Origin of the sequence: Nostoc sp. (genome assembly GCF_036917555.1) — a bacterium.
Taxonomy (GTDB): domain Bacteria; phylum Cyanobacteriota; class Cyanobacteriia; order Cyanobacteriales; family Nostocaceae; genus Nostoc.
Genome location: NZ_JBALDD010000037.1, coordinates 169863 through 181374, shown reverse-complemented (window position 1 = coordinate 181374; position 11512 = coordinate 169863). Strand labels below are relative to the sequence as shown.

The 11512-nt window shown below is 41.9% G+C and carries 11 protein-coding genes and 1 pseudogene; 7 read left to right on the top strand and 5 right to left on the bottom strand.

What is annotated here, in order from left to right; genetic code table 11:
• Nucleotides 1-141 precede the first annotated feature (141 nt).
• The 3 genes from V7K60_RS16170 (at nt 142) to V7K60_RS16160 (ending at nt 2437) form a co-directional block, all read left to right on the top strand.
• A complete protein-coding gene (locus tag V7K60_RS16170; protein WP_334926859.1) occupies nt 142-408 on the top strand; it encodes a hypothetical protein in 267 nt (88 codons plus the stop codon).
• A 755-nt stretch (nt 409-1163) separates the two neighbouring features.
• Nucleotides 1164-1757 carry a DUF4360 domain-containing protein gene (locus V7K60_RS16165; RefSeq protein ID WP_334926858.1) on the top strand — a complete coding sequence of 198 codons (594 nt, stop codon included), beginning with the start codon at nt 1164-1166 and terminating at the stop codon, nt 1755-1757.
• 158 nt (nt 1758-1915) lie between these two features.
• Nucleotides 1916-2437 (top strand): hypothetical protein, encoded by a 522-nt coding sequence (locus V7K60_RS16160; protein WP_334926857.1) that lies wholly within the window; start codon nt 1916-1918, stop codon nt 2435-2437.
• Nucleotides 2438-2720: 283 nt separating this feature from the next.
• Here V7K60_RS16160 and V7K60_RS16155 read toward each other — a convergent pair whose 3' ends face one another.
• From V7K60_RS16155 to V7K60_RS16145, 3 genes are all read right to left on the bottom strand, one after another.
• The gene (locus tag V7K60_RS16155) at nt 2721-4172 is read right to left on the bottom strand and encodes a dihydrolipoyl dehydrogenase family protein (RefSeq protein ID WP_334926856.1); all 1452 of its coding nucleotides are present in this window, start codon (nt 4170-4172) and stop codon (nt 2721-2723) included.
• Nucleotides 4173-4277: 105 nt separating this feature from the next.
• Nucleotides 4278-5336 (bottom strand): threonine-phosphate decarboxylase CobD, encoded by a 1059-nt coding sequence (gene cobD, locus V7K60_RS16150; protein WP_334926855.1) that lies wholly within the window; start codon nt 5334-5336, stop codon nt 4278-4280.
• 26 nt (nt 5337-5362) lie between these two features.
• Nucleotides 5363-5647: an HU family DNA-binding protein gene (locus V7K60_RS16145; protein WP_010998076.1), complete on the bottom strand. Its 285-nt coding sequence runs from the start codon at nt 5645-5647 to the stop codon at nt 5363-5365.
• A 457-nt stretch (nt 5648-6104) separates the two neighbouring features.
• Here V7K60_RS16145 and V7K60_RS16140 point away from each other — a divergent pair, with 457 nt between their 5' ends.
• Nucleotides 6105-6248: a hypothetical protein gene (locus tag V7K60_RS16140; protein ID WP_334926854.1), complete on the top strand. Its 144-nt coding sequence runs from the start codon at nt 6105-6107 to the stop codon at nt 6246-6248.
• Nucleotides 6249-6456: 208 nt separating this feature from the next.
• Here the strand turns inward: V7K60_RS16140 and V7K60_RS16135 are convergent.
• Nucleotides 6457-7098: pseudogene (locus V7K60_RS16135) on the bottom strand (Uma2 family endonuclease).
• A gap of 112 nt (nt 7099-7210) precedes the next feature.
• On the opposite strand from V7K60_RS16135, the gene V7K60_RS16130 reads away from it, so the two are divergent.
• From V7K60_RS16130 to V7K60_RS16120, 3 genes are all read left to right on the top strand, one after another.
• Nucleotides 7211-7849, top strand: coding sequence for a Uma2 family endonuclease (locus V7K60_RS16130; RefSeq protein ID WP_334926853.1), 639 nt, complete (start codon nt 7211-7213; stop codon nt 7847-7849).
• Between the two features lie 162 nt (nt 7850-8011).
• A complete protein-coding gene (locus tag V7K60_RS16125; RefSeq protein WP_334926852.1) occupies nt 8012-8197 on the top strand; it encodes a hypothetical protein in 186 nt (61 codons plus the stop codon).
• Complete coding sequence (locus V7K60_RS16120) at nt 8197-8646, top strand: type II toxin-antitoxin system VapC family toxin (protein WP_334926851.1); 450 nt, start codon at nt 8197-8199, stop codon at nt 8644-8646. The genes V7K60_RS16125 and V7K60_RS16120 overlap by 1 nt, the downstream gene beginning before the upstream one ends.
• Nucleotides 8647-9170: 524 nt before the next feature.
• Here the strand turns inward: V7K60_RS16120 and V7K60_RS16115 are convergent.
• On the bottom strand, nt 9171-11330 hold the full coding sequence (locus tag V7K60_RS16115) for an AMIN domain-containing protein (RefSeq protein WP_334926850.1): 2160 nt from the start codon (nt 11328-11330) through the stop codon (nt 9171-9173).
• Between the last annotated feature and the right edge of the window lie 182 nt (nt 11331-11512).

Genomic DNA, 11512 nt, shown 5'->3' with positions numbered 1-11512 from the left:
AAGCACCGAATCATTGAGGAGCCGTGTGAGTTGGAAACTCTCATGCACGGTTTTGAAGACCAACGGGGTTGGTGACAACCTCGTTGAGTTTAATCATTAGCAGCATTAATCGGTAAACGTTTTGGACAGCATAAATACCAAGTGGGAAGTTCTGTACGTTCCTGGGAAGGTTCAGCAGCAATGTTTGTAGCCAGTACAGTAGTGATTTTCTTGGTGCTGTTACTGCTACCTGGTTCGTCGCTGAGTCCCCTAGCAACACCTTTAAATTTAGGATGGGCCTTGTTGACGGCGGTGGTAACTGCTACTTTTGCAACCCTCGCAGAGGCAGTCTCGCCCCACGGCACAGATAACCTCAGTGTACCTCTAACAGCGGCGGGAGTAGTTTGGATTTTCATGCAGGGTTTTTAAGGCACTCCCAATTACCTCGTTCCCAGTCTATGACTAGAATTTCAGCCACTCATCATGTAGATTCTCAATAAAAACAGCTATTTCACTGCGATGTCTACGGCGGTCTGTGACGCTTGACGGCTCACTCTAAGCGAACGCGAGTGCGTCTCTAAGAGTTGCCATACCGTTCGTGTTAGCGTCTCTGAAAGAGAAGGCTTTACGCTGCGCTATCGGTATCGCACTATTAAATCGCTGATTTATACCCCTGATTTTTAGCACCTAACTTTGGAGTACTGCTCCTTCATACTACAATACTACTATTTTGAAGTTGGCAGTGTTCAGAAACACAATATGTCTGTGATCGAGAACACATATTTCCTGATTGAGACAACTATATGATCTTCCCCACATGGACGTACAGCAAGAATACATCTTGCAACTTGATGTCCATCTTCTTTCTGTTAACTCCAGCAATACACAGTTATGCTTCATTTTCTGATTGAGCAAAAATTGTCAAAGCATACCTGAAAAGATTTCCCACAATTGAAGAAGGCAGAAGCCTGTAAGTATCAATCAAAACTTTAGTTGTGGGTGATTGCCCACTACTAGAGCAAAATTGTGTCGAGATATGTAACACCAGACACAAAGCATCCTTGCTTCAATCTCATGCTTTTAAGCGTGGGATTAAAGCAAAGATGCCTTCATACCTCGTACCTTCTGGCTTCTGAATGCATTTTTCATCAAAAAACAACTCTAGCAACATAACTAAAATCAATATGAACTTTAAACAATTTGGTGTATTACTGTCTATATCTACAATTCTTGGAATCAACGTGATTGCGACCAAGGTTTTGGCTGCAGAGCCTAGTATTACTTTTGGAGATGCAATCGGGTCTGGTGGATGTATTGTTGATGATCAGCTTCCTGGAGAGGATGGTAGAAGCTTATCGATTGTTTTGGATAACTTTAGTGCATTCAATGGTCAGCGTCAAAAGTGTATTTTACGTGTTCAAACTTTTATTCCAAGTGGTTTCATCGTCCAAAATGTACAAGTACTGTACCAAGGAACTACTGATATTGATAGAGGGAGTAAAGGTACCAGCTTAAACAGAACTTATAGCTTTAGTGGTGGCGCTCTTGGTCAAGCCGTAGCTCCCCCTAAAACTAGCAAGTTTACAGGGAGTAAGGCATTTGCGGAGCAAGATGAGATTACTGTTCTAGCTGCTACAGGTTTATGTAGTGGTGGTGGACAAGGATTATTAGGTATTAATCTGACTGCACAATCCTCGCGAGGAAGTTCTATTTTCGTTGATACAGCCGATATAAATGCTGGGGATGTGATACTTTATTTTGACCTAAAGCGTTGCTAGTCGTTGCTTTTAGCGATTCTGCGGATAGATGGTGATACACCGCACCAAATTCCAAATTTAGTGGTCTTCAATGAGTGGTGAGTCTAAATCTCCCACTCATTGAATCTACCGAATGTATTCTTCTTTAAGATTATAAATTTCTGTTCATGGAGAATAAGATGATGTTGAGATTAAGTGATGCACGTAATTTTTTCATATTAATGTGCTTGTTTTTTTTCTATTCTTATGATGCCAATTCATCTAGCGCTGCTGCTCCAATAAACAACCAGCCACGATTTTCGGTTAATAAGGGATGTAATATAAGTTTCGATCCGCAAATAAGTCAGTTGACGCTTGGCGCTCCTATAACTGTAAAGGCACAATCGTCAAGGGCTAGATGTATCGTTAGAATTGATACCTCTAATACTCAAAAGCAATTTAGGCTCGTGCCTTTAGCTTTAAAAGGTGTAGTAAAGAAAGCACCAGTAAGAGTAGCTATCACATCATTTTTACTTGGCGATAAAGTAACACCATATCAAATAACATATGGAAGTGCTACGAATTTTGATTTGACCAAGAAAATACTTCCAACTAACTATACAACTACAGGAAAAAGTGTTTTAGGCATTAATTTAGTATTAACAACAACCGGAGGAGAATTAGAGTTGACAGAGCTTAAGTTTGCAGTTCAACAAAAATAATAAGAGGATGTTTTAAAAGTCCCGAAAGGTATAATTTTGCTATTCAGTACGGGGTTAAGTGTGACGAAAAATTAAGGTTTTAGCCATGTACTGAGATGCTTGGCTGTGCTAACTATGAGAGCAAAATACCCTTTTAAAACATCCTCTAAGCTCAATTTTGAGGAATGCTCCCCAATTTTGATGACGTTGCGTTTGCAATTAAGGTGCTGTCAATATTGGCAAAGTCAGTAATAATATCAGCACCTTCTTTAAGTTATTATAGTGACAACTCCGTGCGTAAGTGCTAATTCCAATTGCGGCAGAAATGGAAGAAGCCTTCTAAAAACTCTTGCAAAGGAATGTTGGTATTTAACCTCTGCTTACTCCACTCTCTTGCAGTTCGTTCCAGAATTTCTGAAAAACTGGGGTAGGCAGGAGATAAATTTGCTAGATGTTTGACTTTAATTTTTTGTGATATTGCTAAGGCAATCAAATTAATTAATTCGCCAGCTTCTGCCCCCAATATCGAAGCTCCCAAAATTTCGCCGTTGTGTAGCACAATTAATTTACACATACCAGTGGTTTCGTCCCGAAGTTGGGCTGCTGCCACTGTTTTAAAATATTGTCGCAAAACTAAAATTTTATCTCGGCTAAATAGGCGTTTTGCCTGTGCCTCTGTCAAACCCACTTGTGCCAGCATCGGCACAGAAAACATCGCCCAAGGAATGGAGCGATAATCTACTCGCAACCTGGGGAAAAAGAGTGCATTGTTCAGCGCAATTTTTGCTTCATAATTAGCGATATTGGCAAAGTCGTAACCACCAATTACATCACCACAAGCATAAATGCGGTGGTTAGTGGTTTGCAGCTTATCATTCACAACTAAGCTACGCCGATGCCATTTCACACCTACTGCTGCCAGATTTAGGGATTCAAGATTCGGCTGTTGTCCAGTCGCCACTAAAATTTCATCAGTTTCAATGGCCTTATCTCCTGCTTGAATCCACTTTTTATTCTCAATTAGCCTCACCTGAGTTACTGGTTTTTTGGTGAGGACGCGTACACCTTCGACTTCCAACTGCGCCTGAAGCAATATGGCTATCTCAGGGTCTAGATATGGAAGAACATAAGGATGCTTGACTACCAGCGTCACACTGCAACCAAACCTTGCTAAAGTTTGAGTGATTTCAATGCTTTGGGGAATTCCACCGATAATTACCCAATTTTTGGGTAATGTCGCTCCCTGTAAGGATTGCCAAATATTAGAAAGAGTTAGATAGCCAGTGGTTTGCAATCCTTCAATCTCAGGAATTTCTGGACGCGAACCACTAGCCAGCAAATAAGTACGAGCGCGTAGTAGGCGATTGTTAACGGCAAAAGCCAATTGGGGTAAAGATTGAAATTGACCACTGCCAACGATCACATCGACTCCCTGCGCAGCTAGGATGGCAGGGGAATGCTGTTCTTGGAGATTTGAGGCGACGGATTGAGCATACAGCATCGCTTCTTGCCATGCCATAGATATGTGGCATTCTTCTGAGGTATCAGTGTGTGTGGCATGAATACCAAAACCAGCCGCATCCTTCAACTTCTGCGCTAGTTTACCAATTTCGGTAAGAGCATGGTGATGAGTAAACCCGTAGTCTACTTTGGGTTGTACCAGGGCAACTGTAGCACGTAGTTGGGTTGCAGCAAGGGCAGCATAGTATCCAGCAAGACTGCCACCAATAATTACAACATCGTAGTCAACGGTCACGTGAATTTAATTAGAGTTATGAGTTAGAAATTAAGAGTTAAGAATTAGCAGTTAAGAATTAAAACCTTTTTTAACTTATAAGTCCTAACTTATAACTTATAACTCCTAACTCTCTTTTAGCGCTGTTAATAAGCGTTGGTTATCGGACTCTTCACGTATAGCAACCCGGAAAAAGCGATCGCCTAGTTCTTTAAAACTAAGGCAATCGCGGATTAAAATCTGGTGATACTTGAGTAATTGTTGCTGTAACTGGGAAGTAGATTCTTGGGACTCAACCAGTAAAAAGTTAGCAGCACTTGCTTGGGGTTGAAATCCTGGGATTTCATTTAAACCCTGAAACAGTTGGTTTCGTGCAGGTGGTAGCCATGCCCAAGTTTGCTGCTGAAACTCCGTATCCTGGAGTGCTGCAATTGCCGCCACCACCGCTAGCGTGTTTACAGGCCAAGGATCGCGCCATAGCTGCCATTTAGCTAGGCAGTCAGGATGTGCGATCGCATATCCCAATCGCAGTCCTGGGAGACTGTAAAATTTGGTCAGCGATCGCAACACTACTAAATTCGGATATTCCTGCACCACCGGAATCAGACTTTGTTCCTCATTGGGCGGCACAAAATCCATAAATGCTTCATCCACCACAACCAAAGCAAATTGCTCCAAGTAGGGCAAAATAGACTTCCGTGAAAATAGCTTTCCAGTTGGGTTGTGGGGGTTATTCAGCAATAGTCCTTTGTCCTTTGTCTTTTGTCTTTTGTCCTTTGTCAATGACCAATGACCAATGACCAATGACAAAGGACACTCCAGCACTTTAGTGTTGTATGCTGCCAAGGTTCGGTAGTAGTCGCCAAAGGCTGGAGTTATTAAAATTGTCGCGGCTAATTGAGCTAATTCCCTACCGATTAAAGTGAGTAATTCTGCGGAGCCGTTACCCGGCAGAATCCACTCAGACGGTAATTTATGGAAGTGACTGAGAGCTAGTCTCAGTTCACTATAATTTGGGTCTGGATAGTGCTTAAGATTACCAATTTGGGACTTAATAGCAGCGATCGCGCTATTTGGAGGCCCCAACGGGCTGATGCTAGCAGAAAAATCCAGAATAGCATCAGGGGGACAGCCAGCCAGTGCTGCTGCCCAGGCTAAATTTCCCCCGTGTGCAGGTTGCCGCATTAAAAAAGGGTTCCCGAAGACAGAACCTATGCTTTTGGGGGTGCTACCTTTTCTCTAAACAGTTTTCCTGCGGAGAAGGCAGGAACCCTCGTCGCTGGAATTTCCATTTTTTCATTTGTTTTCGGGTTGCGACCTTCACGGGCTTTACGTTCCCGTGATTCAAATGAGCCAAATCCCACCAATGTCACCTTATCACCAGAGGAAACCGCTTCAATAATCGTTTCCAAAGCGGCAGTTAAGACTGCATCCGCTTGTTTCTTGGTAACACTAGCCTTTTCAGCTACGGCATCAACTAATTCACCTTTGTTCATGTCAAACTCCTGAAGGTTTACTTGAGATTTTAGTACGGATATATATTAATACATATGTACTGAAATCCTTGTTTGCGGAAATACAAAAATCATCCTTTGGGAGTATTTTTATTCAAAACGGCTGTACATCCCATTGGCTCGACTTTTCAATGAATCATTCTAAGGTGTTGTAGCCTGATGTGGATAGATGAAACCATTAATTTATATAGATTTCAGGATTTTTTGTAATTTTAGGGTACTTCTTTCACTAAAAACCACCCCAAAAGTAGGAAAAAATACCTAGTAAATCTTGCAATTGCAAAGAAAACAGGGGAGTGGGGAGGTGGGAAATGGTCAATGTTTGTTGGCATTCATTACCGATGTTGAAGAGTTATTGCTGAGATTAACCAATTTTCATGGAAATTGAAGGCTCAGGTTCCCGATTTCTCTAAAAAGTCGGGGATTTTGTTTACTTTTCATGTTATCTGGAAAATCCAATGCGAAAATTAACCTCTTAGCAAGCTTCTTTGGTAGGGAAGAGGAAAAAATTAAAGCCTTTCTCCTACAAGGCTATTCATTAGTCACATCTTTCTTAACATTTATGATGGCGCGATCGCTGTGACAACTTCTTCTGGTAAGTTTGTTTGGCGTAGCTTGCTTCACCGTAGGAGTATGATGAACGCAGGCACTCAACAAACCCTTAGGAACGAACCTCTAGTTAAAAAACATCCTATCGTAGGGGCGCAAAGCCTTGCACCCCTAACTGTCTCCATGTACTTTGAGATTATTAATTTTTTGCAAGTCACTTATAATAAAAATGCCAGAATGAGTTAATCCCTAGCAGAAATTTTCTGTTGCACCCAAGCCCGAAAAGCACGGGTAGTAGCAATTTCCTCATTCTTCTTCGCTTCTTGGATAAACCGAGGAATCTCCTTCACTGGCACAGGCGCAAAAGTCGGGCTGGTTTCGACTTCTGAATATTGCCCACCTGCAAGTGTGTAGACTCGCAACACACTGCCGTTATAACGCCAAAATTCCGGGACTCGCATCGCAGCATAAAGCCTCAGCTTGTCTATTGCAGACCTGGAATATTCCACTTACAGCACCAGGTCAGGGGGCGGGTCGGTGGCGAGGTCAATATTTTCTTTATCTCGAACTAATGCTTCATTTTGGATGTAGTAGCTACTATCTGGCTCGGCTCCCCGCTGCAAATCATCCCGCGTTAAAGTTAATGAACCAGTGCGTCTAATTTCCCAGTTTAACTCTTCGCACAGCACGCCAACAAAACCTTCAATTAAGCGATTTGAGTTTTCGTGCGGCATCTGTGGGGTGATAACTTCTACGGTTCCATTGTCATAAGCAAATCGGGAGTTACGGTCTGAACCTATTTCAGCCAGCATGGTTTTAAATGTCTGCCAGCTGATGTTTTGGAGTAAAACCCTATTTTCTGCGGATGTTGTTATTGCCACCATAGTTTAGTTTTCCGCAACAAACTTTTTGCCAGTACTGTACCCCTTAATATTACTGTTAAGGCTGAACGTGAGAAAGCGATATGATCGAAACTACTACTAGGGGTGATAGATTATGACTCAAGCTATAACAAAACTAGTAACCTTTGAAGATTTTGCAGCGTGGCGACCCGAAGGTGGAAGATATGAATTACATGATGGAGTGATTGTTGAAATGGCACAACCAGTAGGAGACCATGAGGATATTGTTGGCTTTCTGGTTGAAAAAATTGCTATTGAGTACGTTCGTAATGGTCTACCTTATACAATCCCCAAAACTGCGCTCATTAAACCAACTAATTCGGAATCTGCCTATTCCCCAGATGTGCTATTACTCAATCGCCCTAATTTGATAAATGAGCCGCTATGGAAAAAAGAATCAACTGTAAGCCTTGCAGCATCAATTCCCTTAGTAGTTGAGGTTGTTAGTACCAACTGGGATGATGACTACTATACAAAACAGGGTAAGTATGAAGGTATTGGAATTCCTGAATACTGGGTTGTAGATTATCTTGGTCTAGGCGCTAAAAAGTTCACTGGCAACCCCAAACAGCCTACTATATCTATTTATCAATTAATCGATGGTGAATACCAAGTTACTCAATTTAGAGGCAGCGATGCCTGCGGCGGTAAACAACGCATCGTCTCGCCTACTTTCCCGGAATTGAATTTAACAGCCGAACATATTTTTCAAGCTGGAGGTCTACCAACGTAGCCACAACCATACTTGCTATTTTAAATTACTAAAAAATGTCACTTAAAGAGGCGTGAATATGAAAATAAAAGAACAACTTATCGAAGAAATTGAATCAACACCAGATGCACTTTTGACTGAAACGCTTAATTTTTTACGTTTTTTAAAACAAAGCAAACCCAAGTGCAACTAACAGAACATCAAGTAGAATTTGCTAGTCATACTACTGTTCATTCCACAGGAAGCTCACTTCTAGAACATTTGAAAACTATAGGTACTTGGGAAGGTGACGACTTAGAGGAATGTCTGAAGCTAGTAATTGCTAGCCGTGGTCAAGCAGAGTTTAATGAAGATAATCCTTTTCAATAATGTACCTAATCGATATAAATCACTGTAGTCTAGCTATTTTAGGTAATGTCAATATATTAAGTCGCCTTGCTGAGATTGAAAACAGTCTAGTTTCAACTTGTGTCATTGTGCAGGGAGAATTAATAGATATGGCAGCACGTTCTCAAAAACAACAAATTAATTTAGCATTAGTACAAAATTTGATTAGAGGTATTTATATTTACAATATTGATCAGCAAACTGCTAATATTTATGGTCAACTCAAAGCTGCTTTATTCAATCAATTTGCACCAAAAGAAAAAAGTAAACGCAGAAAAACTAAAATAACTGATTTAGGTTTTGGTGAAAATGACTTGTGGATTGCTGCTATTGCTCTGCAACAAAATCTCATTATTGTCTCAGCCAATAGCGACTTTCAGCGTATTAAACAAGTCAGAACATTATCTGTTGAATCTTGGCTGACAATCTGAAAACTCAATAGACAGCAGATTTCAAGTTGGTGAGGTACATAAGCTAAGTCTGTTATCCAGGTATAAAGCGTGTTTTACTCCTGAATTCTGTATTCTGTATTCTGCTATAAGTTATTTTCATTCTTGTCTACCCTGTAGCCCACCTCTGCGACTGGCAAGTTCTTTTTCAATTTCATCTTCATCTAATAAATGTTTACCAGAAGCAACAATGCTTAGTACGAATTTGCTGCAAACGTTCGCCCAAAGGGATTTTATTTGCAGAGTTTTTCAAACCAATAAATTCAACAAAATCTAAAACTTATTTTTGTTTTTCTTGTGGAAGAGAACGCCACTTTGTTAATAACTTTTGTTCTGAACTCATTAGTATTTACCCACTACTGTTACCTTTATTATGATTGAGTATTTTTATTCTAGAATGACATTTAAACTTAATCCTACTTGTGAACAAGAAAATCCCCGACTTTTTTAAGAAGTCAGGGATCTGAGCCTTTAGCAGAAATGACTCACTTATTCGTTATCTTTAATTACCTGCCAGGAACCTTCAACCCCCGACGCTCAAGAATTTGCCGCACTTCGGGGCTGGGGGCGTAGTTATAGCCGTAGGAGGAGTTCTCAGAGTCATCCATAATCTGAGGTGTGAGTAACACAATCACCTCTTGACGCTGGTTCTGTCTATTTGTACTTCTAAATAACGAACCAATCAGTGGAAGATCGCCTAAGATAGGAATTTTGGAGACAGCTGTTCGGTCTTGGTCTTGAATTATACCACTCAGGATTAGTGTCTGACCATCTCGTAAGCGAATTAAGCCAGAAGTAAGAGAGCGCTCAGACACTAAAACAATTTGTCCATTTCCTGTATCTTGTGAGGCGGAAGGAGCGCTGACAGTAGGAGCAACCGATAGAGAAACGAACCCATTATCATCAATCCGCTCAATTTTTAAACTCAAGGTTAAGCCAACTTTTTGTTTCTCAATTGTTCTTTCTGTCCTAGAACCACCAGAAGTATCTGTTGTTTCGAGGGTTATATTTCCCACTACTTCTTGAGTCAGATTGACCAGAGCCTGCTGACCTTCTTGGACAATTAAGGTTGGGTCAGTCAAAATCTTGGCATTGCCATTTGTAATCTGAGCCTGCAAACTAGTAAGAAGACTTTTGGTAAGTCGTATCGGCGCTGCAATAGTGCTAGCGATATTATTGACGATTGGTGTACTAGTCAAGCTAGTTCTCGCTTCATCACCAGTAGCTGGTCTAGCACCACCAAAATTTAGAGTTGCGACACCACCATCATTGCTAAAGTAGTTGTTACCAACCCCAAAAGAAAAGCTAGTGTTGTAGTCCTGAATGTTCGAAAGGTTGACATCAATAATCTTGACGTTGACTACCACTTGACGACGGCGGATATCAAGCTGAGTTAGTTGAGCCATCGCAATCTCAATCAGTCTAGGAGGACCAATTAAGGTCAGCGAATTGGTGCGCTCGTCTCCTAATGCTTGTAAACCTCTTAGTAATGGACTAGAGTCTTGAAAATTAGCGCGTTGGGTTTCTAGTCTGGTTTCCGTAGTCGTCTGAGTTTGGGTGATGGGAGCAGCCGTATTACCCACGGCTACGGCACTAACACTGGTAACTTGTCGTTCGCGGCTGACGGCACTTTCTGCTCCTAAGCCAACCAAAAAATTCAGAGCGGTTCCCACCGTTACCTGATTGAGTCGCATACTACGCATAACCATATCACGGGTCGCATTAGGTAGTTTAGCCCCGACAAAAACTGTACGACCACTGCGATTAGCTTCTAAACCACTCAGGCGCAAAACGTAGTTAAACACATCTTGCACTGGCTCATTTTCTATATCTAGCGAGATTGTTTGAGAAACTGCTGGTGCATTAGCAGCGGCACCTTGCTCACCTCCTACGTAAGCCAAGTTCAAACCAGCAGCACGAGCAAGCAATGATAAAACCTCACGTACTGGGGCATCTCGCAGTACTAAACGAGGTACACGTTCCTGAGTTGCTAAGTCAACGGTGCTAGGAGAAGCATCGGTAGCGGAAATAGCAATATCTCCCACTGGTGGAGCGACGGCTCGAGGTAAGAATGGTGGAGCCTGACTCAGAGGTTGACCTGGACCAGCAGCTTGTGTAGGTTGTCCGTCAATGGTGACTTGCGGGTTAGGAACGAGAACACCTGGATTTTGACCAGGTTGGGCTGGAGTAGTAACAGGTGGTGCTGTGGATATTGGGGCTGTTGGGGTTGTTGGCGTTGGCGCTGATGCTATAGTGCCAGCAGATGGGCTAAAGCTAAGTGTAATTCCATTTGGCGATCGCATCACGGGTTGACTGCTAGGTGCATTGTTGCTCCCAGTTACCGTTACCCGAATACTATTAGCATCAAGCTGACTAACCTCAACAGACGCAATTCCTGGTGCTGGGTTATCTTGACGAAAACGATTACCTTGTGGTAATCGTAATTGAGTGTTGATAACATCTGCAACTAAAGCCTTGCCTCTTTTTGTAGTGAAAACTTGGGGGCGCGACCCGGAAGAAGTTTTCAAGGCGACGTTAATTCCACCATTAACTGGATTTAACTGGACATTAGTAACTTGACTAATTTGTGCCCAAACTGGTTGAGCTGCCAAAAATACAAAAGCGGCAGTACCTAAAATAAAACTATTACCGTGAAGCTGTTTCACAGTTCATTCCTCACCTTATAAAACTTTGTTTACAAACAATTTTGAGTAGGCGGTTAGAAACCACACGCCAATTGCTTATGAGGGAAACCCTATTGGCGTTAGCCTCTCCTTTTTGGAGAAGATTGCACTGGCTTGACTACACGAGACTTTACCCACCAACCTTGTGAGAACGCCAAGGGCAA

What these genes read in the sequence shown, in the direction of transcription:
- V7K60_RS16165 (WP_334926858.1), top strand. Translation starts at nt 1,164, where the DNA reads ATGAACTTTAAACAATTTGGTGTATTACTGTCTATATCTACAATTCTT.
- V7K60_RS16160 (WP_334926857.1), top strand. Translation starts at nt 1,916, where the DNA reads ATGATGTTGAGATTAAGTGATGCACGTAATTTTTTCATATTAATGTGC.
- cobD (WP_334926855.1), bottom strand. Translation starts at nt 5,336, where the DNA reads ATGCGGCAACCTGCACACGGGGGAAATTTAGCCTGGGCAGCAGCACTG.
- V7K60_RS16145 (WP_010998076.1), bottom strand. Translation starts at nt 5,647, where the DNA reads ATGAACAAAGGTGAATTAGTTGATGCCGTAGCTGAAAAGGCTAGTGTT.
- V7K60_RS16140 (WP_334926854.1), top strand. Translation starts at nt 6,105, where the DNA reads ATGTTATCTGGAAAATCCAATGCGAAAATTAACCTCTTAGCAAGCTTC.
- V7K60_RS16130 (WP_334926853.1), top strand. Translation starts at nt 7,211, where the DNA reads ATGACTCAAGCTATAACAAAACTAGTAACCTTTGAAGATTTTGCAGCG.
- V7K60_RS16120 (WP_334926851.1), top strand. Translation starts at nt 8,197, where the DNA reads ATGTACCTAATCGATATAAATCACTGTAGTCTAGCTATTTTAGGTAAT.